We start from the raw sequence: 26,322 nt of genomic DNA, 5'->3' as shown, positions 1-26,322 counted from the left end.
AATGCGTCATCGGCCCTTGCGCGGCTCCCGCTTCGCAGGAGTTTTCTCAAGGCTTTTGAGCAGATCCTTCTTCTGGCGAACGGATAGGTCATTCCACTGCAGAAGCAGTTGGGCCAACAGCTCGTCTTCGGTGTAGAGAAACGCCGCGGGTATGCCAAGTACCTCAGCCAACTGTTTGGCTGTCTTGATCTGGGGTTCGTGCTTGCCGCGTTCGTACTGGTTGATACGTGGAGAGGCCACGGCGGGATCCAAGCCGGCAAGGATGCCGAGCTGCTTCTGAGATAGCCCGGCTCGTTCGCGCGCCTGTGCTAGCCGCAGCGCAAAAACCGGATGTTCTGCCGTCCGCCTGTTCACTTTTGCCCCCTCAAGGAGGGCTAAGGATGGCGGAAGTGACCGGCGCTTGGATACTAAGATATTCTTAGATGCCATGGCAACGGTCAGCACGCAGTCCGCGGTCCTGGATCGACTGCTCCTGGTCCTTCGTCGAACCGATGAACAACTCAAAAACGCAGTCTCGGGATCTAGTGCGTCCTGACGCCCCAACTATTAGCGACGTCCGTCATCTAGGCGGTCGTGGCGCCCTCTATCTTCTGGCTTTGGTACAAGCTCGCCACGCGCGAACACGCGTGGCGCCCACGGTGGAGGGCACTCACAGTGTTCTTTCGGTATTGGATGCGCTGGGGGTTGTCCGAGTCGAGCCGGAGGCCGGCCCGGATAGCCATACGATCGACGGTGACAAGATTGCCTGGTCCTACACTTGGCCACACGTCCTCTTCGAAGAACTGGAGGTGCGGCTCAAGGACTACCTGCAAAGTGAGGCTCAAGAGCCCCCTTATGCAGAGATGTGGTTAAGGGTCTGGCAGGAGCTGGTTCCGCAGGACGTGACAGCCTATCTTCGGCATCAATTGCGCATACATCAGTTTCCCGACTTTTTTCTTGTGGAGCTGGCCCGGCTACTCATGCTTTACGACTCGCTATACAGCCTGGGCCACTGGCGTTATGCATGCTGGGCAGCGGTGCGCAGCATGGCGTCGATATCCTTGCAATACCCTGGCAACGTCGAGATGTTGAAGTCCACGCTAAGCAGCGAATTGCCGCGGCGGCTCAGGCTCACTCAGGGCAGCTTGGAAGGAAAGCTTTGCTTTTCTCCGTCCTACTCTCTTCCGGACTGTGCGCTTACGTCGGTGTTCTCCACCGTCGCCACGCGACTGGGCGATCGGTACTGGATGTCGCCCCCAGCCCTCGAGCTGATCTAGCACCTACGGCTCTTTGCTTGCTCAACGTAGAAGCGATGCTCTTCATGGCGACGGGCCTCCTTGGGCCTGATTGTCGCAGAAATTTTAGTGCTGGCTGATCTAAATTACAGGGAGTAGGTCAACCTTCTAAGGCACGTACTGCGTGCCAATATAGGGCTAGGGGTTGGGGTTGAAGAACTCATCCAAGATGCCTGCGAGCCCGCGGAGAGCCCGGAATCTTGAGATATAGCGCAGCATCTCAACAGCGTCCTCATCAGAAGTGTTGAGGTTACCCAGGAAAATATCGTCAATCAGATCCTGCCGCTGCTGACGAATTGCTCTCGCAGTCTCCATCCACTCCTGATCCGCGTCGCCTTCAGAAAGTCGTTCTAGGATCTGGTCGCGAAGCACTTGATAGTTCTCTTGGAAGTCATCGAAAAATAGCTCCATGTCGCCGTCCCTTAGCACAATGGGCGATGTGTAGGAAGCCTCACATCTTTGCAGCATGTGGTGCGAGGTATACACCGACACAACAGGCAGCTCGGTGTGGCACCGATCCCGCCGCGTTCTGAAGCCCAGCACCTCAGGCGACACTGGGCCACTGGGCCGACGCAGCAGACGGACTTCAATCAGCGTCGCCAGCGCCTGGCCAACCAGGTGATGCGCATCCCATCGGGTCAGGATGCGGCGAACTGACCAGCGAAGCGCGTCCAGGTAGACGTCGGCCTCTTTGAGCGATAAGGCGTCCAACGCGAGCCGGAAGGAACATGCCAGCAAGGCAATGGCATCCACAGAAGCAAACTCGCCAATGTTGTAGGCGTTTTCCGCGATGGTGCGTAGGTCTCGATTGTCACTTGCTACATTCTTGAAACCGCTGCTTATAGCCACCACCCGCTGTGTAGGGGTCAGCCGAACCAATCCCAGCCTTCTCAATAGGTCAGCGTGGATCGCCCGAATCTGGTCTCCTGGCAGAACTTCGGGCCCTGTGAGTTGCCAGAACGGGGAGTTGTAAAGCGCCGCCGCTGCACTTTGGTGGTAGTCAGCGTGTACGGCCTCCACGAGCTTCAGGCCATTGATGCCCCGCAGCTTTCCCGGGTCGTTTCCGATGTGGAAGTAACGCTGAAACACTTTCCGGAGCGGACGTTGGGTGGACGTTCCACCATCAATCTTCTCCAGCCAGTGCTCATCAAGAGCATGCCAGGAGTCAACCTCCGGCGTGCACACCAGGACGATCCAGGCCCACAGGCGATGTCGCGTTAGCAGCGCGATGTCCATCGGGGCCGGACCAGGCCGCTTCGGGTGGTTCTTTGGAGTGTCAGTTCCCATGGGAAATGGCATGCCACCGGCACTCCGCAAACTGTGCAACAGTCTGGGGGAATACGCCACTCGTCGCCAAATCTAGCCATGAAAGTCTCTCTCATGCACGTAGGTTCCAAAGACGCACCCAGCCAACCCCTCGCGGATCTACTCGCAGAGCACGGTGAATTGGTGAGTGGCGGTGACCTCCAACGCTGCTTGGGTTTCAAGAGCGCCCGATCGTTTCAGCGTGCTCAAAAGGAGGGGCGACTGCCCGTCACCACCTTCTCGCTGCCCGGTCGACGAGGCGTGTTCGCGCGCACGCGCGACATCGCGGCTTGGCTTGGCTCCTTGGGGGCCGCCGGCTAGCGCTCATGGAGGGCGCGCCTTGCATCAGGGCCACGACAGAGTGGCCATCCACAAGAAGAGAGGTGCTGATCGCCTAGATTTGACGACCACAATGCAAAAAGCCCCTGCGAACAGGGGCTCGGGATGCAAACTTAGTTAGCGGCTAAGTGCGTCCAGGGGACCACGGTTCGCAGGCTCTGTCAATGCTTTCGCCCTCTTGGACGTAAAGGCACGGGCGGCATTTGCCTGGAGAACCTCATGCACATCTAAGGTCCACGCCCGCACTTAGCACGTGCCGGTCGACCCCATCGCCTTCCCGTCCTCCGCCACTAAGCACAGCGGCGCCGCCATTTCTGTGGAACTAGCGGCGGACCCTGGACCGACGGCCGTCGACGCACGCCATCGATTGTGGTGCACACGCCCTACCCCAACCGCAGTAAATCGCACTGCGGCGGTTACGGCTGTGCGCCTACCCATCAATCGAGGACGCGACGTACCACTTCCCTGGAGCACCCATGTCATTCATCTCACAAATGTCCCCGGGCAGCCCGGCTGCCTTGCCCCGAGCGATTGACCCGTCCGGATCGCTACACCAACCCGGGCCCCGCCCCTTCGAACCGCGAATCTACGGCAGACGCGAATTCGAAAAGCGCGACGTCTACGGTTTCCTTTCCATCAAGGAGGCGCGACCGGTGGAGGTCGACGGACTGCCGGCCATAGCGGTGGCACTGGCGCTCGAGTGCGATCCGCATATCGCGTGCTACACGGAGCGTCCCCGCACCCTACCCTTGGGCGACAAGAACACCGAGCTGCACTTTTGGGTGCGGCATGCCTCGGGTTTCGAGCAGTTCCTGCTGCTTGTGCCTGATGCCGACTGCGTACAAACCGTAGGTGGAATTCCGCGGCCGCGGGAAACTGAGCGTTGGCAGGCTATGGCACGTGATGCCGGCCTGCAGCTCCGCTTCGTGACCGAGCATGATGTACGTGTTGCCGGCGCGACGATTGCACAGCACAACCGACTACTGGCCTTTGCTCAGGTAGCGCAGTCACTGGGCAATCGTCTGGCATTGCGCGCACGAATCCTCGCCAACGTCGAGCAACAGTCGCGTGCGCGGATCGACCAGCTTGAGGCAGCGCTCGCACCGTTCGATTCGGCAGATGTCCAAGCGGTGACTTGCGAGCTGATCTGCCTCGGAGCCCTTGACTTTGATCGCGAGCAAGAACTCACCCGGCGTTCGGTTGTTGCGCGGAGGAATCGCACATGAAGCCGCGCTTCACCATCACCGAGGCCGACGCGCTTCTAGCCTTGCCGCGGCCGGACACAAAAGCGATGACGGACCGGACTGAGGAGGAAAAGCAAGCTATCGATAATCGCGTCGGCGCATTGGTGGCTCTGTTGGAGGGAGCGCCGATCTCGCAAGTCGCTACGGCGTATTCCATATACCCCAAGACACTGCGTCGAATGCTGGACCTTTGTGCCAAGCCCGCCATCAACGGCGGGATCAATGGCTTCGCGGTATGCATTCCAGGGGCGCGACTTGTAGATCCACAGCCCCGCCACACCGGCCTCCCGCCACAGGGCCGGGCACATGCGATGACGCAGCTGGTCCTGGCAATTCCAGAGCTCGGCGCTTTAGTCGCTAAGTTCAAGGGAGAAGTGCCCACACGAACGCGAACTAGTCCTGCATTCGATCGACTCTACGCACACATCAAGCGGATGCTGAAAGAAAAGGGGTTGGATGATTGCTACCCGCTCAACACGCGCGATGGTGGTCGTAGAGCGCTGTCGACGTTCATAAGGCGCTCGCGCGAGCACAACGCCGACCAAGCGATGGCTTTTTCGGCGCCCATGGCCTTGACGAAATGGAAGGAACTGGCAGACATCCGGCCGTTCGATGAGATGCAGTTCGATGGGCACTACATTGACCTCAAGGACCAGTGTGTCGCAATACCACTGCCCGATGGCACTTCGGTGCTTGCAAAAATCTCTGGGCTCCTGCTGCTTGTTGAGTTCGATGTGGGGTCGCGCGCCTGTGTTTCTTGGCAGGTGGTCATTGACGCTTCCTACGATCAGTTTGACCTGCTGCGAACATTGTCCGCTGGGCTCACGCCGTGGCATCCGCGTGACCTCAGTGATCGTCGTATGCGCTATCTGCCTAATGCGTGGATGCCTGCGGCAATGCCGGGCCTGTTGCCTCGTGCGCTCAAGCTGTCGCTTGACAACTTCTCTGGTCATTTGGCCAAGCATGCCCGCCGCACGATGCTGCACCACCAACTCGGCATCTATAGATTCGGTGTCGCTGGAATTCCGCAAACCCGCGCCGAGATTGAAGCGTTCTTCAAGCTCATCGAACAGAAAGTGCTCCGCTTCCTCGCCGGAGGATTCGAGCCAGAGACGAAAAATCGGGTTGAGCAGAAGGTTTCTACACGCATGGCGTCGAACTATCCGATCTTCGCCGACTTGCTGGAGGACTTTCTCGATGTCGCCATTAGTACCTATAACGTGTCCGCACATGCGGAACTGCATAATCGCAGCCCGCGCGAGGTCGCCGAACGCTACATCGAGCTTGGTGGCATGCCACTGCGCTCCTCGCGCACGGCCGACGACGCGCGCGATATGCGGCGAATCCGTGTCCAAGTGACCATTCGCGGGAGTAAGAGCGGCGATGTTCTACCGCACGTCAACTACGGATATGGCACCTATCGTAGTGACACGCTCAATCCCCGTACGGACTTGATCAGCGAAAAGTTCCACGGCTACATCGAAGACGATGACGCCCGATTCCTAACATTGCTCGATGAGCGTGGCCTGCCTTACATCACGCTGCAGACGCTACCTCCCTATGCACGCACGCCCCACACGCTCGCCGAACGCAAGCGTGCCGAAAAGCTGAAAAGGTCCCATTCGGGGCGCTGGGAGGGTATCGACGACTTAATCGAGGCCTATCACGCCGACGTCCGCGAATGCGCACGACATCTCAAGTGGGCGGCGGACGAAGTTGCCAGTGGCGCTTCGCCCCGTGCACCAGTTGACCGGCCGCTCGGCACCTCCAGCGGCGCGGCGCAAACGCTGGCGGGACTTCCGCCACGTGGCGGGCCGGTGAACCTCCGCCGGCGCTGAACCGTTGCCTCTTCATTTATGGCGGCGGATCGCCGCCTTGGAGTTCAATCATGAAAACCAACAGACCCCATTGCTTAGACGGCACGACGTCCTATCAGATTCAAAGCTTTGCTCGTGTTGGCAAAACAAGCGCAATCCAGCTGTCTAGCGATCCTGTCCATCAAGACCCGCGCGAGTCCGACGAAAGTACGACTAGTCGCTCAACCGCATCCCAGGAGGCGAGCCATGACGACTGATGCTCGCCATCCCATGCTGCGCTTCAAGCGCCCACTGATTATCACGCGCCCTGGCGAACGATTGGCCGGTGATGCCAGAAACAGTATCGAGATTGGCTCTGATGCGATCTGGATCGATGGCTTCGGTCGCATCGGCAAGACCTATGGTGTTCGCCAACTTATCCAGACCGATGCTTGGCGGCCGTTCCCAATGTATATGATCGAGTTCAGCTATACAAAGCCGGCCAAGCCAGGCGAAGGCTACTTTGCCAGTTCCTTACTGCTGCAGCAAGGGCAGACGGTCGCGGCAAGCGCGACAAGTAACGGCACGCTCATGCGTGCAGTTCGCATGTTCCAGGAGGAAGGCCACCGTCAGGGCGCGCAAGTGATCGGCGTGGCTTTCAACGAGGCAAACCGCTTCACTGCCGACGAGTACGAGCACGTCATGTCGATCGTGAATGAGTGTGAGAAGACCGGGCGAATCTTCTTTTTCTTTATCAATCAAACCGACTCGGGGCGCTTCGACCGTTCGGCGATTGACAGGCGTCCGCCCCGCCACATTTATGGACGCTTCTTCACCACCTCCCACCACTACACGGGTCTGCTGTGGGAGATCCCTAAGGCCGATCGAGAACATCAACTTGCCTCGGACGTGGCCCTTGCCTTTCGTGAGTATGACGAGGAGCTAGTTTGGCCCGAAGGATCTGGCATCTCTTATACGCAATATTTTGCACCCAAGGCATACGCGCTGGGCTGGCGGTTGGGTACTCAGGTCGATCTCATCCGCTTAGTGATCAATTCCCTGCGTGCCGAACACGGCCTGCCTGACGTCGTGGAATGGCCGATGCAGTCATTCGAACGATTCGTGTACTTTATCCTGGTCCGAGTAGCCTACGAGAATCCGGAGTTCAGTGAACTCACGGAAACAAATATTCGTGGAGGGCTGCTACGCGCGGGCTACCTGGAAATCGAGCCGGGCTATCGGGGCATGCCGGCATGATCATTCCTGCTGCTCAGCCGAGCCGCCCTATCACGCTACGAGGGACAGTATCGCGCGACTCCTTGACGCCGTTTGCTTCTTCGCTGACGACTCCGTTTGTGGGTATGGACCTTAGAGTCCTACCTGCAACATCTGCCTTCGGGTTACTTGCGCGGCTCGTGCGGCTCAATGCCCTTGACCCGATCGACCTCTTTCGGCTTTTTGGAATCCGCAGCCGCCGGGCGGATGACCTATCGGAGCTGATGACCTTCTCTGACGTTCGCCAAGCGGCTCTGGCTCGCGCCCTGCACCTACCCACAGTGCCGCCGACGTGGAATCTGACGGCATGGTTCCCCTTTCAGGCGCCCTCGAACATCCTCAAAACTGGTTGGGTACTCCGCTATTGCCCGCAGTGCATGCATTCAGGCTACCACACGCTACTACATCAATTACCCTGGATCCAACGTTGTCCTTGGCACGGCGTTGCACTACAGAACACGTGCATGCGCTGTGGCAGGAAGCCGACCGCGCTCGCCGATTGGTGCTTCGACGAGAATCTAGCGTGTGAATGTGGACACTCCTTGCTGTCGACCGAGGCAGCTCTCAAGCAATCGGCTGGTCCGCCCTCAGGGGCCGCTGACTTCCTCGCTATCTACCTGGACTGGGCCACCAGCGAAAGAGGACGCACCATTCTCGTCATGCCGGAACTGCCGGCCGACGCGGCGGCAGCACTGGCGGGCCTTGTTCAGTTGCCGAAGGCTTTGGAGTGGAGGTGTGGCAAGCCTCAGGTCGCTCTTCACAAGCGTTCTTGGCGAACCACCATCCATGGTCCCCGCTGTAATCAGGAAGCTCTTAGGCAGCTCGACACGTTGCGGCAGGACCGCCCTGGTTTCCTTACCGTCCCTGCTCAGATTCGACCGGCGGTCGCAAATGTAGCGGCAGATCTAGCACTCAAGCTGCCCGCGAGTACTCTCACCGACCGTGAAATGACGCTGTTCTTAACTGGAGTCGGTATCGAGGCGCCGGCGACCTTTCGACCCGCCCGGCGAGGGTTCTCCGGATCACTCTCCGCACTTCCCCCCTGGGAGGTTGCCGGGCAGCAGTTCCTCAATCTTGCCTGCCTTCACCCTGCGTCCTACCGTTCTGTCGTGAAGTTGATCGACATCGCGCTGGATGGCAGGTCACTCTTCGACTTCCACGGCCAGGCCAAGATGGAAGAGCTAAATCTCTTGATCAAGGTATGTGGGTGTCTTCTGACGCGCGGGTATGCCGAAGGCCTCAGAGCCACGCTGTCGCAACACATCCCCGACCTGTTTGGAATGCGGCGGGACTGCCCTCATCTGACACAGCCCTGGATGCTAGCGGTTGTCAATCGTACGAGGCTAGCTGAAGTACACGCCACGTGGTACCCGCTGGGAACTCCCTACATGGCAGCAAGTTTGCTCGAAGAAGCAGATGAGGCTAATCAGCGTCGCGAACGAGCTCACGGCCGAGGGCGGCCAAGGAGTCACCGTCAATAACGGGCATCAATGAGTGCGTTACCTGGATTACTAGGCATTCTTAAGTGCGGGGCCACAAACATGGCCCCTTTTGAATGCGTAGCGCGCAAGGATGGTTCATCGAGAGTGCACAGGCTCACGCACTGTTACATGCTCCAAAATGAGGAGTGCTAAGAAAAATCAAGGACATAGCGAGCGCACTTTAGAGTGCGGTGTACACCTCACCAACCCTCGTGATTGCTGCGGAGGAAATGCCCCCGTTCCCGCAGACATACACCCCATTCGCCGCGGAAACGCGCCCCACATTTCGCGGAACCCCGGACAAGTCGCCCCGGCTTTGATGAAACGACCTAAAAACTCCCCGGAGTTGAGTTGAGCGCACTGATTTCGTGGACCTGTGCGTCTTAGGCAGATTAATTCGGCTGGCCGTCGCGTCAAGCCGGTCGGCAATGCCTCATATCAGAACCACACCTTGTGCGAGGAGAATTTCTTTAAATGAAAGGCCTGCACAGTGGTTATCTGATCGAAGCCGAAAAGCTCAAGTCCACCTTCTATCCTTCTCACATAGAGCGGCGTTTTCAGATCCAATCTCGCAACCAAATCGCAACACTTCCGTCAGACGCGTACATCGCGGCCGGATCGCCCAGCGATTTTGAACTTCGTCCAGCGCAACTTCTGCTAGTGGCAGTTGAAGATCGGGGCATCGGCCGGTTGCCTTCAGTTGGCCTTCTTCTCCTTGTCGATCAGAAGCTCATCCAGGCGTTTGATAAACAGCATGTAGGTCATCTGTTCAAAGACTTATACGGGGTTGGAAATGCCGCCGCTCCAGAATCCGTTCCAGATGCTATCGACCTGGGTCATGACTGTCTTGGTGATCATGCGGTTCACTGCTGGCTCTCGGCACCAAGCGGCGCCGAGCCACTCTCGGTTCTCCGGATGCAGGTTCGCATTGGATTTGCGGGCAAGCTGGCTGTCGATGAATTGCTCGATATTGTCGTGGACTTCCCTGGTCGCGTCACGCTTGACCTGCCAGCTGTCGGTATCCATCGGCTCAAGGAACCAGGACACCAAATGCGACGGATTGGCGTGTAACTGGCCTTCTCCATCCACAGCCAGAGCTAAGAACTCCTGCCGCAGCCGCTGGCCGCGCTCGTCCTGCCACCTCAGCATGGCGGTCACGACATGGCCAAACCCCGAAAGCGTGGTGCCGGCGGTCAATCCCTAAAGTCATAGCTCCTTGCGCGGGACAGCAGATCCTGAACAAAGGGGTGATCGAGATCGAGCACTTCGGTTTCTACAATCTGGTGCCTCAGCTCCCGGGTGAACGTGACCCGGCCCTCGCGGCCGAGCCTGTGGAGTTGGGCATTTGCCGGCACCTCGACTCGCCATGCCACACCAGGGAAGCGTCTGCTTTCACGGATAGTGCCCCCCAACAACGCGACCATGCCGAACACGAATGCCTTCAGGTGCGGTGCGCCAACACGGAAGCCCGCTCTAAGCTCATCCGCGTCATAACTGACGGCGTGCCGGAACAGGTCGCGCTGCAGTTCCGCAGTTTCCCGGGCCCGCCGCATCGCTTCCTCTATGCTTTCTTCGGTTCGGCGTACCCCGGCCGTTGCCGCCTGTTCCAGGATTGCCTCCACATCCAGAAGACTGGCGAGTTCGCCAACGATGTCGCTGACCAGATTCTCGGAAGATGTCTGGTCGATGCCAGCCATGTCCACGGCCACTTGCTGCAGTCGGGCGTACATACTGCTGACGACCTGGTCGTCGGCAGACGCCACGCCCTGCAGGTTGATCGCCACCACGTGGTGCTGCTGCCCATAGCGATAAAGACGCCCGATCCGCTGCGCCAACCGCATGGGATTCCATGGCAGGTCATAGTTGACAAGTATATGGCAACGGCGGTGCAGGTTCAGGCCCTCGCCACCGGCTTCGGTAGAAATCAAGAACTGCCCTGCCCCCTCAAACCTCGCGATGGCGGCGCGACGCTCCTCGACATCCATGCTGCCGTTGATGACATCTACCTTGTCGGCACCGTAGCGAGCGGACAACTGCTCGACGATATAGGCTTGTGTGCCGCGGTACTCGGTGAACACCAAGACACGCTCGCTGCTGTTGTCGCGGATGATGGGTGCGATCACGCGATCGAGAAATGCACTCATTTTATCGTCTTCTTCGCAGGCGACTCGGCACTCTTCGATCAGGATCTTGAGTTTCTCTGTCTCACCAAAGAAAAACTCTTCGCGCGCCTCGTCGATGCCAACCTTGGCCTCTTCATACTCACCCTCGAATCGCTCATCCCCAAGACGAGATTCTTATCGACTCAGGCTCTCCGGCCGAGGTACTCACCAACCTCTTCATCGCCGCGTCCCGCCACTACACCCGCGATCCCGTGCTGCGGGGATGCATGGTCACCGAGGCGATGCGTTCGGACGATGCGCAAGCTGCGGCGATCGCCACCGCGCTGGCTGACCAGGGAAGCAGCGTGATCCGGGCGTATATCGCCCGGCACGCCGCTGCGAAGGATGTCGACCGCATTACCGACTGCGTCCTGCTGAACCTGCGCCGGATCTCGTCCTATGTCTGCCTCGGGTACACCGGAGAAAAACTCGTCAGTTGCTCCCAGGTGGCCGGGCGTGCGCTGGACGCGAAATTCGGTTGAGCGCGCTCTGCGCGCCTTTGCTCTATCAAATCTTCCTGCCAGTAAGCGGCGTCATGAGTGGATTCCTTAATCGGCCGCGGCGCTGGTTGACGCCGGCGCGGTGATGCAGGTGTCGGCGATGGTCTCGGCAAACCCGCGGCCGAACACGCCTACAGGGGTCTGGAATCCAGGACGCGCTTCGCCTGACAGCACACGGCGCGCGGCCTCGACCGCGGCCAACGAGGTGAAGGTGTAGCCGTTCACGGTATCCAGCACGGCGCGGGTGATGGTGCAGTCGGCGCACGCCACTTCCACCGCCGCCTGGTAGCGGTTGTCGGCACGCTCCTGCGCGGTGGGTCCATCCGGCAACGCGTCGATGCCGCCTTCGGGGAATGCGCTACCGGAAACGTGCACGTAGGTGTCGATGTCACCGATCCCGGTCTGGCGTGCGATGGTGATCAGATCAGGCAGGATCACGGGGAAGCAGCTGGCGAGGCCGTTGCCGAAATCGAAGTCGCGCAGTTCGCCCGGATCGCGTGCGATGAGCACATCGCCCTTGCGCCTCAGGCACTGCGCCGTGAGGGACTGGCTAGCACTGATGGCCGAACCGCGCGACATCGTACCGGAGACATGCAGGGCAATGCGGAGCGAAACCGGGGCCGCGACCCGCTCCACGGCACGTGCGGCCAGGCTGCCCAGCATCGCCACGCTGCCGCCGCTGCCCGGCATTAGCATCACGCCGGCATCAACGGCTTCCCGGTCGCGCTGTTCGGCCAGCTGGTAGCTGTCCAGTTCGGCGGCAATATCGAGGTAGTGCGTGCCTGTCAGTAGGCACGCTTCCATCAGCGGGCGTGCGGTGTGTGCGAACGGCCCTGCGCAGTTCAGCAGGACCGCGATGTCTTGCAGTGCGCGCTCCACATCGGCCGCAGCATCCAGAGCGAACACGCGGTACTCCACACCCAGGGCCGCAGCCAGCGTCTGCAGCGGTGTTCCATCGCGCCCGCCCACTACCAGGGCCAGCCCGGTCTCCTTCGCGCGTGCGGCGGCCATGCGCCCGGTGTAGCCGAGCGCACCGTAGATCATGAACTTTTTCATTGCGTGTTCCTCGCCGGCTCACTCGAGCTCGGCATCGATGCGGGAAATGCGGCCCCGGACGTCGGCCACCACGTCCAGCAATCCGATCTCATGGCCGAAGTCGCCAGTGAAGTCGACGCGGGCGCATATGCGGCGTTTGCCCAGGTCTGCCACCGACAGCAAGCGGGTCACCGTGCGATAGCCCAAGAAGTAGCGCTCCAGATAGTCGCGCACGCCGGCGTGATGGGTGAAGGTGTGGCCGGTGGAAGGGTCGTCAATCACGGCCGACGGTGCGAACAGCGCCAGCGCCGCTTCGATATCGAAGTCGTTGGCGGCTTGAATAAAGGCGTCCACGGTCACCTGCAGCGGGTGCGGCCTGGCGGGGTCATTCATGGCCGTGCTGCCAGCTTTCATAGAACACGCCCCCTGCGCGCCGAAGCCTTTCAGGTCCGGGTGGTCGGGAGGCCCCCTGCCTGCCGTCGTAGTCGAGCCGGTCGACGATGCCCAATGGGACCAGCGCAGCCGTGTAGAACGCGATCGAGCGCGTGGTGTCCGTTACGGTGAGAAAGATGTGGTCGAGCATGTCGTGCTCCGTTGCGAATCAGATGTTGTAGCCGCCGGCCACTTCGATGGTCTGCGCGTTCACCCAGGTCTGCTCATCGCCGAGCAGCCCGGCAATGACGCGGCCGACGTCGTCCGGCTCGCCTACCCGGCCCAATGCTGTCTGCGAAGCCAGCAGGGCTTCGAATTCATCGTTGAGTCCGCCGCCCAGTTCGGTGCGGATCGCACCGGGTGCCACCGCATTGACCCGGATGCGGCGCTCGCCGAACTCCTTGGCCATGTAGCGCGTGAGCACTTCCAGCCCGCCCTTGAAGGCGGCATACGGTGCCACGCCCGGCGTTGCCACGCGCGTGGTGGCGCTGGTGACGTTGACGATGCTCGCGCCGTTGGCCAGCAGCGGCAGCAGCGCCTGGGTCAGGAAGAACGGTCCTTTCAGGTGCACGTTGAACAGGCTGTCGAACTGCGCCTCGGTGACCGTCTCGATCGGATTGAACAGCCCGAAGCCGGCATTGTTCACCAGCCCGTCGAGCGTGGACACGCCCCACGTGGCCTGCAGCGCTTGCGCCACTTGGGCGGCAAACGCCGCGAAGGCGCCACTGTTGCTCAGATCCAGCTGCAGCGCCACGGCGGCGGTGCCTTCTGCCTGGATACGCTCCGCTACGCGCTGGGCCGCTTCCGGCTGGGTGTTGTAGGTGAGGATGACGCCCATACCGCGCTGCGCGCAGTGCAGAGCGGCGCTGGCGCCAATGCCGCGGCTGCCACCCGTGATCAGTACGTGTTTCATGCAAGTGCTCCTGTGCCGTAAGGGGTGATGCACAGGCTAGGGCCGCCTGCCCAGGAGCGCCGCCCGGATCCTCGCCGATTCCTGCCTATTCCTGCTTTCGGCCTTGTCAGCCATAGCTAGCGAGTGTCGAATGAGCCATGGACAAGGCACTGGATGAACTGCGCCGGCTTGCAGCAAATGCCGAAAACCGCCGCACGGAAACCGGCATTCCGCGCGTCGCCATGGTGCAGGGGCAGATTCCCGAGCATGCCCTGGCTGCGGTGTACGAGCCGATGATCAACCTGATCCTGCAGGGCAGCAAATCGATGACGGTGGGCGGGAAGACCCTCCACTACGATCCTGCGACCTACTTCATCATGTCGGTGGACTTGCCCGCAGTGGGTGCCGTGCACCCGGCCAGCACCGGCGAGCCTTACCTCGCCGTGAGCCTCACGCTGGACGCGAACGTCGTCTCCGCGCTGCTGTGCGACACCACCGATCCCGCCATCGGCTGTGGCGAACCTTCCTCGCAGACGGAGGCCTTCAACGTGGCCGCCGTCACTCCCGAACTGATGGACGCCTGGGTGCGCATGCTGCGCCTGATGGAGCGCCCCAGCGAGATCCCTGCGCTGGCTCCCGCCTACGAGCGCGAGATTCTGTACCGCGTACTTCAGGGGCCGCAGGGCTACATGTTGCGCCAGCTGGCCACGCCGGATTCGGCTCTGGCGCGCATCAGCAGCGCGATCCAGCGCATCCGCCGCGACTATTCCAAACCGTTGCGCATCGCCGCGCTGGCCGAACAGGTGGCGATGAGCGAATCCAGCTTCCACCGCCACTTCAAATCCGCCACCGCGCTGAGCCCGCTTCAGTACCAGAAACAGCTGCGCCTGCTGCAGGCGCGCCAGATTCTGGCAACGCAGGGAAAGAGCGTTACAACGGCGGCGCTGGAAGTGGGATATGAAAGCCCAACGCAGTTCACCCGGGAGTACGCCCGTGCGTTTGGGTTGCCCCCTTCCCAGGATGCGGCGCGGATGGTCGCCAGCTGGCGAGGGAAAGCCGCGCACTGAGAATTGCGCCTTGAGCTTGGCACAAGCCCTGGCCGGACTGCGGCGAACTCTGCCTGCTCTGCACCATCACTTTGGCGCCCAGGTCGAAACACGGGTGGATCTTCGTGCCATCGGCCTCTTGGTGCAGTCCCAATGGACTCAGTAGCCCACGCCGCGTACACCGCCGGCAGCCCTGATGGATTCGCCGGTGACCCACTGCGAATCATCCGACGCTAGAAAGACTGCCAGTGGCGCAATGTCTTCCGGCTCGCCAAAACGGCCAAGCGGCGTGCCTGCGATCAGCTTCGCGCCGAAGTCGCCGGCGAAGTTGCCGTTCGTCCCCGGTGTGTTGGTGTGGCCTGGCAGTATGGAATTGACGCGGATGCCACGGCCGCCCAGCTCGCGGGCCAGGGCGAACGTTAAGGTGTCGACCGCACCCTTGGTCGCCGCGTATACACTCGATGCCAGGTACGGATCGGTGCTCAGGATCGAACTGATGTTGATGATGCTGCCCTTCTCCTTGAACAGCTTGGTGGCTTCGCGCACCGCCAGAAGGTAGCCCAGCACATTGAGGTCGAACTGCTTGTGGAACGCAGCTTCGGTCAGATCTTCGATCATCTCGAAGACAGCAACGCCGGCATTGTTGACCAGGATGTCCAGACCGCCGAATTCCTGCCGCACCGTATCGAACAGCCGCGCTACATCCGCCGATTTGCTCATGTCGGCCTGGACGGCCAGTGCCGTTCCGCCGTGAGCAAGGATCTGCGCAACCACCGCGTCAGCGTCCGCCTTGCTGGAAGCATAGTTGACAACAACACTTGCGCCGGCAGCAGCCAGGCCCTTTGCGATACCCGCACCGATGCCTTTGGATGCACCAGTGACCACGGCAATTTTTCCGTTGAGTTTCATGTGTTATTTGCTCTGCATTATGGAAGGTGACCCAGTCAGCGCATGTTGCCAGGGCTTGAATCCCTGTCCCGTGTGCTGTTTGCTGGAACGTCAGTATTGAGCCAAAGGACGGCCCAACACGTGCCCCTTCTCCTCCGATCCTTGCCCAATCTTTCCAATCAGCTGTTTTTACTTGGTTGCTGGGTCCATGATCGGGGACATGAACAATCAGATGCAGGAACTGCGCGCCATCGTCATGCGTGCGGGTGACAAATGGACCGACACGGGCATTCCACGCGTCTCGATGGTGCAGGCCGAGGCCTGCTCCAGTCAGGTCTATCAACCAATGCTGCACCTAGTGCTTCAGGGCTCCAAGACTCTGTCGGTGGGTGAGCAGATCCTTGAGTACGCCACAGCGACCTATTTCATCGTGCCGGTAGACGTACCCGCAACCGGGGAGATACGGCCGGGTGATGCCGGCCAGCCTTACTTGGCCACCAGCCTGACACTCGACTCCAGCCTAATTGCCAACGTCCTGGCTGGCACTAAATGGCCCGCTGGACAGCCAGCGGGGCAGCGCTTTTCTGCCACACAAGCACCGTCTGAGTTGATCGACGCATGGCTACGCATGATGCGACTGATCGACAAGCCTGGCGAGATCGAGATGCTGGCACCCCTGATCGAGCAGGAGATCCTGTTCCGGGTGCTGCAGGGGTCTATGGGAGGACTGCTACGTGAAATCGCTCGCTCCGATGGCCACCTGACCCAGATCCGGCGCGTGATTCATTGGATCCGCGGAAACTTCGCCGAGCCTCTCCGCGTCGAGACCCTGGCGGCGATGGCTGACATGAGCGTCGCGGCGTTCTATCGCCATTTCCGGGCAGTGACGGCGATGACCCCTATCCAGTATCAGAAGCGGCTGCGCCTCCTGCGCGCGCGATGGCTGCTGCTGTTCGCACCTCGCGACGCTGCCTCCATCGCATTTGAAGTGGGTTACGAGAGTGCATCCCAGTTCAGCCGCGAATATGCGCGTTTGTTCGGACTGCCTCCCACCCGCGACGTCGCTAGATTCAGACCACAAAGTTCGTTGAACCTGAAGGCTCCGATAATAGCCTAGCTCACGAAATTGTTAGTTATTGAATTCATATTGCCATGGCAAGATATCAACGCCGTGTGCGTCACGCCTGTCCTCGGCGAAAAGCGGCCTCCCTTACCGCCCACAACGCTCTTTAATCATGTCGCGCTAACTGCACTACCCCCTGCATCCGCGCAAATCTTGAAGTCCGGATATGCGATTGACGCCAAACTGAAAATTCGAACATGCATTTGGGCAAAGCCTCACACGCTTACGCGTTACTCGATGCACTAAAGACATGCCTCAATTTATTTGATCGCAGAATGCGATCTGCGATCAAGCAGGCGCTTCCGCTGGTGCGTTGATGATGTCTGCATCAACGCAGCCAGCAATCGCTCAACCCGCGATGGTAAAGACCGACCCCGAATCCACCCTGATCCCGGCGCCGTTGATGAAGCTGGCGCGCTCGGAGCATAGGAAGGCAACGGCCGAGGCCACTTCCTCCGCGCGGCCGCGTCGCTTCAGCACCATGCCGGGACGCTCTTCGTCCAGGAACGATTCGATCGCCTGCTCGAACGTGGTTCCGTTTTCGCTGGCGCGTTTTTGCATCATCTTGTCGGTCATCGGGGTGGCGATGAAGGCAGGCGACACCGTATTGACCAGCACGTTGTCCGGGCCATAGGCCTTGGACAGGCCCTTGGCCAGGCTGAGGATTCCTGCCTTCGATGCGCAATAGGCCAGCTCGTCCACGTAGGGCTGCACGGCGTCTTCCGATGCGAACAGCACGATCCGGCCCCATTGCTTGCGGCGCATCGCGGGAATGGCCTGGCGACACATGCGCACCGCGCCCATCAGGTTGATGTCCAGCGTTTCGAGCCAGCCCGCATCGCTGACCTCCAGGAAATCGCCGGTTGCGCCGGTCACGCCTGCTGCGTTGATGTAGATGTCGGGGTCGCCCAGTTGTTCGCGCACCTGGGTCCAGATGGCGGTGACGTCCTGCTCGCGGGTGACGTCGCCCTCGATGGCGATGATCTGCCCCAGGCCCGACAGCTCCGCCACGGCCTGGTCGAGCGTGCCGTCGGGCAGATCGGTGATTGCCACGCGCACGCCGGCTTCGAGCAGCTGCCGCGCGGTTTCCTTGCCCATTCCCGAGTCGCCGCCACTGATGAGGGCGATCCGATTGTTGATTCCGAGATCCATGCTGAACTCCTGGTGGTAGGGGTTGGTGGTGGTACGCGTGCCACTAGCGGGCGAGGAATCGCTCCGCCGTGCGCAGGCCGAGTGCCATCTGCGTCAGCGCGGGATTGGCTGCCAGTGCACTTGGAAAAATCGAGTTGTCGCAGATGTAGAGGTTGGCGATATCGAAAGCGCGGCCGTCCGGGTTCACTACCGCCTGCTCCGGATCCTTGCCCATCCGGCAGGTGCCCAGCGTGTGCGCGGAGCGGGCAGCGGCGAAGATGCGTTGGGCACCTGCCGCTTCCCAGATTGCGTGCAGCGATGCGCGGGCGTGCGCATCGAGTGCGCGTTCGTTGGGCCCGTAGCTGAAGTCGATACGCGCCTTGCGCTGGCCGAAGGCATCGTGCTCGTCGGACAGGCTCAGCCGGTTGCCCTCCTGCGGCAGGCATTCGCCATTGATGCCGATGCCGGCCAGGCGGTTGTAGCGTGCCATGGTCGATACGAGTTCCCTCCCCCACAGGCCCGCGCCACGCGCCAGCGTGTTGGCCAGGGTGATCGGCTGCACGCCCAGGCTCTGCACCAGATAGCCGCCGACGAAATCGGCATTGGCCGGGCGCAGCATGTCCTCGGTGATCAGCGACGAGGGGTAGCCACGGTTCATGCGCATGTCGGCATCGAACTCCCCCCACACCTGGGTGGCGACATGCGCCATGAAATTGCGCCCCACCTGGCCGCTGGAGTTGGCCAGCCCCAGGTTGAGCAGCAAGCGCGGTGTCTCCACGCCGCCTGCGCACAGGAACAGGCTCGCGCACCGCTGGCGCAGTTCGCGCCCGTCCTGTTGGTAGACCACCGCGCTGACCATGCCACGGGCGTCGCGCTCGATATCAATGACCCGGCAATCGGGTCGCAATTGCGCGCCGTGCGCGCGCGCCAGCGGCAGCCAGGTGGTATCGACACTCACCTTGGCGCCGTTGCTGCAACCCTGATGGCATGCGCCGCAGTTGTTGCAGGCCGCGCGCCTGCCGTGGTGCGGCTGCTCGTGCGCCCTGGTCACCAATGCGGCAGGCGCATCGGTGGCGGTGATGCCCAGCGTGCGGCAACCGCGTTCCATCACGCCGGCCGACGCATTGCGCTGCGCCGGCGGATACGCGTAGCTGCGCTCCGTATCCCAGGGATAGTGCGCCGGCCCGGACACGCCGATGAACTCCTCGACGCGGCGGATATAGGAGAGCAGCTCTTCATGCGCGATTGGCCAGTCCATGCCGCGCTGCCCGGTCTGCGTTGCCAGGCTCAGGTCGCGCTTGTCCGGACGCGGGCAGAAGGCGCCCCAATGCAGGGTCGAACCGCCCAGGCCCGACCCGGAATTGTTGGCGCCGAATGCGGTGGGCGTCTGCCCACCGCTCAGGCGCTCTTCCATCCAGTAGATGCCGGTCGTCAGCTCATCGGGCAGATGGGACGCAGGGCTGAAGGCCGCACCCGCCTCCAGCACCACCACTGAAAGACCTCGCTGCGCGAGCCGTGCAGCCAATGGGCCGCCCCCTGCCCCGCTCCCCACCACCACCGCATCGACCGAAGCGTCGGGACTCATCGAAGACCCTTGGCAGGAAGCTGCCAGGCTTCCTGCCGGTCGGCTGCGGTCTGCTGATAGCCCGGGCTGTCGATACCAGCGCCGCCAACTGCGAAGCCGTCGTATCCCATTGCCGCCATCGTGGCGGGAAGGCTGACCCAGGTCCGCGCGGTTTCGGCGCGGATGTCCTCGAACCAGTGCGCCAGCTGCGCTGCATCCAGCCCGTGTGCCGAGGGATCACCGGCCGTCGCGAGCGATACCGCGCGCAGCCAACGGTCCTGGGTCTCGGCAGGCAATCCAGCGAAGCCATTGCTCAGCGCGTCGAGCGCGTCAAGCCCCAGCGGCACCGCAAGCCGGTCCGGTGGCAACGCCGCATGGCGCCAACCATCGCCGGCGCCTTCGGCAAGCTGGACATCGATGCGCCGAGCAATCGCGCGCGCATCGCCGGCCCCATCCAGGACACGCGCGACCACTTCGCCGAGGAGCTTCAGCTGATGCTGGCTCAGCACGCCCTGCGCACTGGCGGGCGGGCCCGCGTGACGACTAAGCAGCAGCTTGCGCATGCGTGGGGAGACCCTGTCTGCGTTGAGCAGCGTGATGAAGTCCTCGGGCATGTGCATGCCCACGCAGCGATCCGCGTGCGTTGCGATCAGCTGCGCGAGATTTTGCGGTTGTTCGTACGGGATCAGGTGCGCGGCATCGGCCACCACGGCGATGCGCGCATCGTGATAGTGCGGCGCGTTCAATGCTGTTTGCGCCGCTTCGCCGAGGTCGCCGTCGTCACTGCCGGCGATGATCAACGCAGGCACATGCATGCAGCCGGCCTGTGCGCTGCAATCCTCACGACTGGCATGTGCGAGCCAGGCGATCCACGCGTTGGCGTTGGTTCGCAACACATCCTCGACAGCGGCAGTCCTGACCGGCGCTGGCAACGTCGCCGCACAGTTGTCGTCGATGAACTGCTCCGCTTCCTGCCGCGAGGGGTGGCCCTTCTCGAACCAGGCCAGCATCGTGTTTCGGCGCGACTCGTCCATCGGCTCGGGCGCCGGCGGCGACGCCGCGACCAGGATCACGCCGGCCAGGCCGGCAAGCCCCGCCACGCCCTCGCGTGCCTGCGCTGCTGCCAGGCTGGCGATCTTTCCGCCCATGCTGTGTCCGATCGCGAGCCAGCACGTCGGTTGCCGCCGAATCACCTCGTCGACGAACCAGGCAACCAGTGCGGCGGTGTCGAGATGCGGTAGCGGCGGCGCGTCCCCGAAACCGGGAATATCCAGTGCCACACAGTCGAAACGCGCATCCAGTCGCTGGATGACCCCAGACCACTCGTTGCTGCTGGACCCGAGGGCATGCAGGAAGAACAGCGTCGGCTTCGCCATGTAACACCTCAATCCATCAGGCGCGCATGATGCCCTTCGCTTCGTCCACGCCTCGTGCAGATGAGTCCGACACGGTGTGATGGTTCCAGGCCCTGCGGCTGGCGGTCGACACCGCCCGCAGTATCCTGGTTGGCGTGCTTGCCGGGTGGTAGCCCGGCGTCGCATCTGCTGCCCTGTTGCACGGGCCAATACGTTCCCGTGCAACTGCGACTGCATTGGCTTCAATCGCTAAGCATCTGTATCTGCATCTGCATCGTTCGCGCGGCATTGCTCAAAGCGACAGGACGCCTCACACCAGGTCGCGATAATCCTGCAGGATCACCATCACCAACTGGCTGCGCGAGCGCACGTCGAGCTTGTTGAACAGCTGCTGGAACGTCGCCTTGATGGCGCTCTCCGAACTGCCCAACTGGCGTGCGATCAACTTGTTGGACTGCCCACGCAACAAGCCACGCAGCACTTCGCGCTCACGGTCGGTGAAGCTGGGCCGGCTTTCCTGGGTGCCCTGGGCAACCAGCGACTGGAGGTAGCGCTGGTCGATCAGCACCCGGCCCATCGCCACCGCATGGATGCTGTCGATCAATTCGTCGGTGGAGACATCCTTGCGGCAGATGCCGGACACGCCGAGCCGGATCAAGGCCAGTGCGTCGCGCTCGGGCAGGCCGGCGGTGACGACCAGCGTGGCCGGGCGGCGCGCCTGCTCGGCCTGGCGCCGCATGTAGTCCAGCGCGTTGTACTCGCCCATGTCGTAGTCGAGGATGACCACGTCAGGCGTCAGCGACGCGATCTGGACGATGGCCTGCGCCAAGGTGCCGGACTGCCCCACCACCTCGAAGCGGGCGTCGGCACCGAGCAGGCGCAGCAGGCCCTCGCGGAACAGCGTGTGGTCGTCCAGCAGGTAGAGGCGCACCGGTTCGCGCCGCGACTCATCCATCCAGCGCCTCCGCGTACGGTGCATGCGCCAGCGGCAGATGCAGCTCGAAACAGGCACCTTCGCCGCCGGGCGCATGGCGCAGCAGACCGCCCTGGTTGGCCATCAGGGCACGCGAGATGTACAGGCCAAGCCCGGAGCCGTCGCTGTCGCTGCGAAATGGCTGGAACAGGCGGCCCGGCTCGGCGATGCCCGGCCCGGTGTCGCGCACGCTCAGCACGGCACGCTGCTGTTCCAGGCGTGCACTGACGATCAACTGGCGGCGTTGCGGGGGCAGCGCCTGCACCGCGCGCAGCGAATTGCGCGCCAGGTTGAGCAGCACCTGCAGCAGCGCATGGCGGTCGCCATGCACCGACGGGAACTCGGCCGGGATCTGGATCACCAGCTGGCCGTCGACGTCCTCCCAGTCCGAGCGGATGATCACGTCCAGTTCGCTGCACAGCGTCTGCAGCCGGGTTTCATGCGCCTCGTCGGGTAGCTGCCGACGCAGGTTGAAGGACGCCAGTTCCATCAATGCCGCCACCAGGCTGCGCAGCGCGGCCAGGTCCGGATCTGCGCCAATGGCCGGATGCCGCGCCAGGTTGGAGGTGACCACGCCCGCCGCCGAACACAGGTTGCGGATCTCGTGCGACACCGCGCCGGCCAGCAGGCGATTGTTCTTGAGCACATCGTCGAAGTGCGCCGATTCGCGCGCGCGCACTTCCTCGCTGGTGTCGACCAGGATCGCGGCCAGGTGCCGCTCTTCACTGTCCTCGTAGACCGAGAACCAGGTGGTGGCCGGGAAGCGGGTGCCATCACTACGGCAGCCCCAGGTGCTGGCCGAGGTGCGCATACCATCCAGGTTGGCGCTCATGCTCAAGGCGTCGTCCAGCAGCGGCAGGAATTCGCGGACCGCGCGGCCCTCCAGCCCACCCTCCTCGGCCATGTCCAGGATCTCGTGTGCGGCGCGGTTGGCCGCCACGATGCGGCCGTCGCCGGCCACCGTCAGCAAGGCGGCCGGGCTGCTCTCGGCGAGCAGCCGCAATTGCCGCTCCAGCCGCCGGCGCAGCCGCTGTTCGGCGCGCAGCTGCACGTAATGGGCCAGGATCACCCGGCGGGTGCGGCTGATCTCGGCCACGAGCAAGCCGCAGCCGGCATAGGCGATCGTCGCCATGAAGAAGCGCAGCGCCTGTTCGACCAGGGTTTCGTCGGTCACGAACAGGCCGCGCAGCACCGCACAGGCGATCGCGGCGATGACGATGTCGCGCCGCGACAGCACCGTGGCCGCCAGTACCACCGGCAGGATGTAGAGCAGCCCCAGCGATACGCCCAGGTGCGAGTACCACTCCGCCCACACCAGCGAGGCCAGCATCGCCAGCGACGCCCACAGCGTCGGGCCGCGATTGAGCTTGACCACCTGCCCGCGCCACTTGAATGGCAGTCTCAGTCTGTCCATTGCCACCCCATGCACCTGCGCTGCAATGCCGCTCCTCTCTCGCTGTGGTTGATGCCACAGCATCGTGGCCAGGCCTGCGGATTTCACCCTATCGAAAGATAGTCCGTCCGCATCGTTCGGACGGTGCGTGCACTGTCCAACGCTGGCGCAAGGATGGCAGACACGACCGTGGAGGCTGGGTGTAATGCCCCTACCCCACGTCGATGTTGCCTTTCCCATGATCACCCGCGATACGTTTCCGTTGCGACGCATCTGGCCCAAGACCTACAAGCGCCTGCTGGTACTGCTGGCGTTCGACTGCGCGGTGGCCGTGCTGTACACCTTCTTCGGCTGGCAGTGGCTGTCGATCGAAGCCCTGCCGCTGGCCCAGCTTGGCTCGGCGCTCACCATCTTCCTGGCGTTCCGCGCCAATGCGGCCTATGGCCGCTGGTGGGAAGCGCGCCAGCTCTGGGGCACGCTGGTGAACACCTCGCGCGCCATCGCACGCCAGGCCCTGACCGCGCTGGATGTGGATGCTGCCGACCCGCGCCAGGCCACGCTGCGCGACGACATCGTGGTGCACCAGGTCGCCTTCGTGCACGCCCTGCGCTGCCATTTGCGCCGACAGAATCCGTTTCCCGAGCTGGCCGGGCTGCTCGGCCAGGCACGCGCCGACGAGCTGCGCGGCTACGCCAACATCCCCAACGCGCTGACCCTGCGGCTGGGCCAGCAACTGCAGCAGGCGCGCGACTGGGGCATGCTCGACAGCCTGCGCTGGTCGTCGCTGGACGCCAACCTCACCACGCTGGCCAATATCCAGGGCGCCTGCGAACGCATCAAGAACACCCCGCTGCCACGGCAGTTCTCCTCGCTGCCGCGCACGCTGGTGAACATGTATTGCTGGCTGGTGCCGCTGGGCCTGATCGCCGGCATGGGCCTTGCCATGCCGATCGCCTCGGTGCTGATCAGCTTCACCCTGATCGCCATCGACAGCGCCAGCAGCGCCATCGAGGACCCGTTCGAGAACACCGTGCACGACACCCCGATGACCGCGCTGTCGCGCGGCATCGAACTGACCCTGCGCGAGATGCTGGGCCAGCGCGTGCCACTGCGCGAGGTGCGCGCCATCGACGGTTTCATCTACTGACCACGGAGCCCGCCATGCAGACCACCCCCACCCAGCTGATCTTCGCCACCAATTTTTCCGAGACCTGCCATGCCGCCATCCCGACCGTGGCGCAACTGGTGGACCGCCTGCGGGCGCGCCTGACCATCCTGCACGTGCACGCCAAGGGCAAGCGCGCGCAGGCCCAGCAGTCGCTGGATTCCTTCTTTGCCGAGGCCTCCAACTACCCGGGCTGCGAGCGCGCACTCGCCGGTGGCCCTGCCGCCGCCGGCATCGTCTCGTTCTGCCGCAGCCGCGAGGACGCGCTGCTGATCATGCCGCCATCCGAACGCACCGGCCTGCCGCGCCCGCTGCACGTCTCGCTGCGCGCGCGCGTGCTGCAGCGCGTGGCCACGCCCATGTTGACCCTGCCGTATGCCGATGCGATCCCGCGCGACGGGGCGGTCGGCGGCCATGTGGCCTGCTGGATCACCGGCCGCGAAACCAGCCTGGAATCGCTGCGCGATGCCGCCGCCCTGGCACGCCGCCGCGGCGCCGACCTGCACCTGCTGCACGTGGTGCCGGAGATCAGCGAAGGCCTGCTGGTGGACAGCCTGTTCCACGACAAGCCATTGGGCGAAGACGCGGCCGCCAGCTGGCTCGGCGACCTGGTCCAGCAACTGCCCGACGAGGACCTGCGCGTGCGCGTCCACGTGGCCGTCGGCAACCCGCGGCGCGAGATCGCCAGCCTGCTCAAACGCGCCTGCGCCGATGTGCTGGTGGTCGAACACGACGCCGTCGTCCGCCGCGGCGTCTGGCGCTCCTCGCTGCAGTCCGCCCTGGCGAAAACGCCGTGCGTGCTGATCTGCCTGCCGCCGCCCCATCTGCGTCGCCCCATCCTGGGCAGCAATGCCGACCAGGCAGGCACAGCGCCCGGCCGTAGCCTGGCAAGGCGGCTGCTGCGCATGTGAGCGCTGGGCGAGCGCCTGGCCAGCGCAAGCGAGGTCCAGCGCCCTATCCCTTCAATACGAGCGACGCATCCGGATACCTGTCGCACATGAAGTCCACGAAGGCGCGCACCTTCGGGGCAGCCAGGCGCCTGGACGTGTGCAACACCCACAGCGCCGGCTCCACGCCGGCGATGGTGCCCCATTGCAGCAGTTCGCCACGCGCGAGCTGGTTCCATGCGATCGACTGTGGAATGAGCGCCACGCCGCCGCTGGCCATCGCTGCGTCGCGGACCATCAGGAACGAGGAAAACCGCAGCCTTGGCACGGGTTCCAGGACCAGACGCCCGTCATCGAGCGTCCATGTGGTCGGCTGGAAGCTGGACATCACCACGGCGGGAATCGGCGTAACCGCGCCGCCGGTGGGCATGGCGATGCCGGGTGCGGCCACGACCACCAGCCGATCCCTGGCGAAGCAGCGCCCGACCAGGCTGCTGTCCGGGCTCGGATTGATCCGGATGGCCACATCGAACTGCTCCTCCACCAGATCGACCGTGCGGTCCTCTGCCACCACCTCGAGCGTGATCTCCGGATAGGCCGCACAGAACTCCGCGCCAATGCGTCCCATCGCCAGTTGCGAGAACAGCACCGGCGATGCCACCCGCAAGCGCCCGCGCGGGGTCGAGAGCCCTTCGCGTGCGGCTGCCATGGCCTCGGCCACCTCGCTCAACGGCACTTCGGTGCGGTCCATCAGCAGCTGCCCGGCCTCGGTGAGCCTGAGGCCACGTGCGCTGCGCTCGACCAGCCGTACGCCCAGCTGCTCCTCCAGCTCGGCGATGCGGCGCGACAAGGTCGCCTTGGATCTGCCACTGGCACGGCTGGCCTTTCCCAGGCCCTGGTTGGCTGCGACCAGCGCGAAATCGATCAACGCATTGAGATCCATGGTGTTCCATTTTTGAAACCGGGCATCTACATCCTGGCGTCTTCGTATTGGCGATGCAACGGCCTATCGTCTCGTCACCGCAACGCCAGTCGCTGCGGAGATGTCGCGCTGATGCACCC

25 protein-coding genes are annotated in these 26,322 nt (G+C 62.8%); 11 read left to right on the top strand and 14 right to left on the bottom strand.

The annotated features are described in order from the left end of the window. Nucleotides 1–6: 6 nt before the first annotated feature. Entirely contained in the window at nucleotides 7–354 is a 348-nt protein-coding gene (locus tag EO139_RS09290; protein WP_065031351.1) for a helix-turn-helix transcriptional regulator, read from the bottom strand. Nucleotides 355–626: 272 nt separating this feature from the next. Here EO139_RS09290 and EO139_RS09285 point away from each other — a divergent pair, with 272 nt between their 5' ends. Next, nucleotides 627–1,256 (top strand): hypothetical protein, encoded by a 630-nt coding sequence (locus EO139_RS09285; RefSeq protein WP_231110580.1) that lies wholly within the window; start codon nucleotides 627–629, stop codon nucleotides 1,254–1,256. 156 nt (nucleotides 1,257–1,412) lie between these two features. On the opposite strand, the gene EO139_RS09280 is transcribed toward EO139_RS09285, so the two are convergent. Then, nucleotides 1,413–2,510 carry a hypothetical protein gene (locus EO139_RS09280; RefSeq protein WP_065031352.1) on the bottom strand — a complete coding sequence of 366 codons (1,098 nt, stop codon included), beginning with the start codon at nucleotides 2,508–2,510 and terminating at the stop codon, nucleotides 1,413–1,415. Nucleotides 2,511–3,394: 884 nt separating this feature from the next. Between EO139_RS09280 and EO139_RS09275 the strand changes: the two genes are divergently transcribed. The 5 genes from EO139_RS09275 to EO139_RS21425 all read left to right on the top strand — a co-directional run bounded on the left by EO139_RS09275 (nucleotide 3,395) and on the right by EO139_RS21425 (nucleotide 9,785). After that, nucleotides 3,395–4,144 carry a hypothetical protein gene (locus EO139_RS09275; RefSeq protein WP_126944114.1) on the top strand — a complete coding sequence of 250 codons (750 nt, stop codon included), beginning with the start codon at nucleotides 3,395–3,397 and terminating at the stop codon, nucleotides 4,142–4,144. Continuing rightward, nucleotides 4,141–6,000 (top strand): hypothetical protein, encoded by a 1,860-nt coding sequence (locus tag EO139_RS09270; protein ID WP_065031354.1) that lies wholly within the window; start codon nucleotides 4,141–4,143, stop codon nucleotides 5,998–6,000. Before EO139_RS09275 ends, EO139_RS09270 begins: the two co-directional genes overlap by 4 nt. A 225-nt stretch (nucleotides 6,001–6,225) precedes the next feature. Further along, nucleotides 6,226–7,215 (top strand): hypothetical protein, encoded by a 990-nt coding sequence (locus EO139_RS09265; protein ID WP_065031355.1) that lies wholly within the window; start codon nucleotides 6,226–6,228, stop codon nucleotides 7,213–7,215. Between the two features lie 560 nt (nucleotides 7,216–7,775). Further along, nucleotides 7,776–8,714 carry a hypothetical protein gene (locus tag EO139_RS21660; RefSeq protein WP_065031356.1) on the top strand — a complete coding sequence of 313 codons (939 nt, stop codon included), beginning with the start codon at nucleotides 7,776–7,778 and terminating at the stop codon, nucleotides 8,712–8,714. Nucleotides 8,715–9,188: 474 nt separating this feature from the next. Further along, nucleotides 9,189–9,785 carry a hypothetical protein gene (locus EO139_RS21425; protein ID WP_164739799.1) on the top strand — a complete coding sequence of 199 codons (597 nt, stop codon included), beginning with the start codon at nucleotides 9,189–9,191 and terminating at the stop codon, nucleotides 9,783–9,785. Between the two features lie 122 nt (nucleotides 9,786–9,907). Here the strand turns inward: EO139_RS21425 and EO139_RS09250 are convergent, their stop codons facing one another. After that, entirely contained in the window at nucleotides 9,908–10,858 is a 951-nt protein-coding gene (locus EO139_RS09250; protein WP_126970328.1) for a C-terminal helicase domain-containing protein, read from the bottom strand. A gap of 245 nt (nucleotides 10,859–11,103) precedes the next feature. Between EO139_RS09250 and EO139_RS09245 the strand changes: the two genes are divergently transcribed. Next, nucleotides 11,104–11,358: a hypothetical protein gene (locus EO139_RS09245; protein ID WP_126970326.1), complete on the top strand. Its 255-nt coding sequence runs from the start codon at nucleotides 11,104–11,106 to the stop codon at nucleotides 11,356–11,358. Nucleotides 11,359–11,424: 66 nt separating this feature from the next. Here EO139_RS09245 and EO139_RS09240 read toward each other — a convergent pair whose 3' ends face one another. From EO139_RS09240 to EO139_RS09225, 4 genes are read right to left on the bottom strand one after another with little or no spacing between them, the layout of a single operon-like run. Continuing rightward, entirely contained in the window at nucleotides 11,425–12,432 is a 1,008-nt protein-coding gene (locus tag EO139_RS09240; protein ID WP_126945856.1) for a saccharopine dehydrogenase NADP-binding domain-containing protein, read from the bottom strand. 18 nt (nucleotides 12,433–12,450) lie between these two features. Further along, nucleotides 12,451–12,804, bottom strand: coding sequence for a nuclear transport factor 2 family protein (locus tag EO139_RS09235; protein ID WP_126946063.1), 354 nt, complete (start codon nucleotides 12,802–12,804; stop codon nucleotides 12,451–12,453). Further along, nucleotides 12,797–12,994 carry a hypothetical protein gene (locus EO139_RS09230; protein WP_206515080.1) on the bottom strand — a complete coding sequence of 66 codons (198 nt, stop codon included), beginning with the start codon at nucleotides 12,992–12,994 and terminating at the stop codon, nucleotides 12,797–12,799. The genes EO139_RS09235 and EO139_RS09230 overlap by 8 nt, the downstream gene beginning before the upstream one ends. An 18-nt stretch (nucleotides 12,995–13,012) precedes the next feature. Beyond that, nucleotides 13,013–13,756: an SDR family oxidoreductase gene (locus EO139_RS09225; RefSeq protein WP_104582603.1), complete on the bottom strand. Its 744-nt coding sequence runs from the start codon at nucleotides 13,754–13,756 to the stop codon at nucleotides 13,013–13,015. A 137-nt stretch (nucleotides 13,757–13,893) separates the two neighbouring features. Here EO139_RS09225 and EO139_RS09220 point away from each other — a divergent pair, with 137 nt between their 5' ends. Continuing rightward, the gene (locus EO139_RS09220; RefSeq protein ID WP_126945859.1) at nucleotides 13,894–14,802 is read left to right on the top strand and encodes an AraC family transcriptional regulator; all 909 of its coding nucleotides are present in this window, start codon (nucleotides 13,894–13,896) and stop codon (nucleotides 14,800–14,802) included. Nucleotides 14,803–14,940: 138 nt separating this feature from the next. Here EO139_RS09220 and EO139_RS09215 read toward each other — a convergent pair whose 3' ends face one another. Beyond that, entirely contained in the window at nucleotides 14,941–15,690 is a 750-nt protein-coding gene (locus EO139_RS09215) for a glucose 1-dehydrogenase (protein WP_126945862.1), read from the bottom strand. Between the two features lie 199 nt (nucleotides 15,691–15,889). Between EO139_RS09215 and EO139_RS09210 the strand changes: the two genes are divergently transcribed. Next, nucleotides 15,890–16,786: an AraC family transcriptional regulator gene (locus tag EO139_RS09210; protein ID WP_241235941.1), complete on the top strand. Its 897-nt coding sequence runs from the start codon at nucleotides 15,890–15,892 to the stop codon at nucleotides 16,784–16,786. A 354-nt stretch (nucleotides 16,787–17,140) separates the two neighbouring features. Here the strand turns inward: EO139_RS09210 and EO139_RS09205 are convergent, their stop codons facing one another. From EO139_RS09205 to EO139_RS09185, 5 genes are all read right to left on the bottom strand, one after another. Continuing rightward, nucleotides 17,141–17,944, bottom strand: a complete 804-nt coding sequence (locus EO139_RS09205; protein WP_119131954.1) for an SDR family oxidoreductase — start codon at nucleotides 17,942–17,944, stop codon at nucleotides 17,141–17,143. Nucleotides 17,945–17,987: 43 nt separating this feature from the next. After that, nucleotides 17,988–19,508 carry a GMC family oxidoreductase gene (locus EO139_RS09200; protein ID WP_126970324.1) on the bottom strand — a complete coding sequence of 507 codons (1,521 nt, stop codon included), beginning with the start codon at nucleotides 19,506–19,508 and terminating at the stop codon, nucleotides 17,988–17,990. Continuing rightward, complete coding sequence (locus EO139_RS09195; protein WP_126970322.1) at nucleotides 19,505–20,863, bottom strand: alpha/beta fold hydrolase; 1,359 nt, start codon at nucleotides 20,861–20,863, stop codon at nucleotides 19,505–19,507. The genes EO139_RS09200 and EO139_RS09195 overlap by 4 nt, the downstream gene beginning before the upstream one ends. Nucleotides 20,864–21,152: 289 nt before the next feature. After that, nucleotides 21,153–21,797 (bottom strand): response regulator transcription factor, encoded by a 645-nt coding sequence (locus tag EO139_RS09190; RefSeq protein ID WP_104582609.1) that lies wholly within the window; start codon nucleotides 21,795–21,797, stop codon nucleotides 21,153–21,155. Beyond that, a complete protein-coding gene (locus EO139_RS09185) occupies nucleotides 21,790–23,229 on the bottom strand; it encodes a PAS domain-containing sensor histidine kinase (protein ID WP_104582610.1) in 1,440 nt (479 codons plus the stop codon). The genes EO139_RS09190 and EO139_RS09185 overlap by 8 nt, the downstream gene beginning before the upstream one ends. 184 nt (nucleotides 23,230–23,413) lie before the next feature. On the opposite strand from EO139_RS09185, the gene EO139_RS09180 reads away from it, so the two are divergent. Continuing rightward, nucleotides 23,414–24,355 (top strand): bestrophin family ion channel, encoded by a 942-nt coding sequence (locus tag EO139_RS09180; RefSeq protein WP_241235940.1) that lies wholly within the window; start codon nucleotides 23,414–23,416, stop codon nucleotides 24,353–24,355. A gap of 14 nt (nucleotides 24,356–24,369) precedes the next feature. Then, nucleotides 24,370–25,284 carry a universal stress protein gene (locus tag EO139_RS09175; RefSeq protein WP_126970320.1) on the top strand — a complete coding sequence of 305 codons (915 nt, stop codon included), beginning with the start codon at nucleotides 24,370–24,372 and terminating at the stop codon, nucleotides 25,282–25,284. 43 nt (nucleotides 25,285–25,327) lie between these two features. On the opposite strand, the gene EO139_RS09170 is transcribed toward EO139_RS09175, so the two are convergent. Beyond that, nucleotides 25,328–26,203 carry a LysR family transcriptional regulator gene (locus EO139_RS09170; protein WP_126970318.1) on the bottom strand — a complete coding sequence of 292 codons (876 nt, stop codon included), beginning with the start codon at nucleotides 26,201–26,203 and terminating at the stop codon, nucleotides 25,328–25,330. Nucleotides 26,204–26,322: the final 119 nt, after the last annotated feature.

The sequence above is a fragment of the Xanthomonas sp. BRIP62411 genome, assembly GCF_003993525.1.
GTDB lineage: Bacteria > Pseudomonadota > Gammaproteobacteria > Xanthomonadales > Xanthomonadaceae > Xanthomonas > Xanthomonas euroxanthea.
The sequence above is the reverse complement of the archived record's forward strand: the minus strand, read 5'-3'. Positions and strand labels throughout refer to the sequence as shown.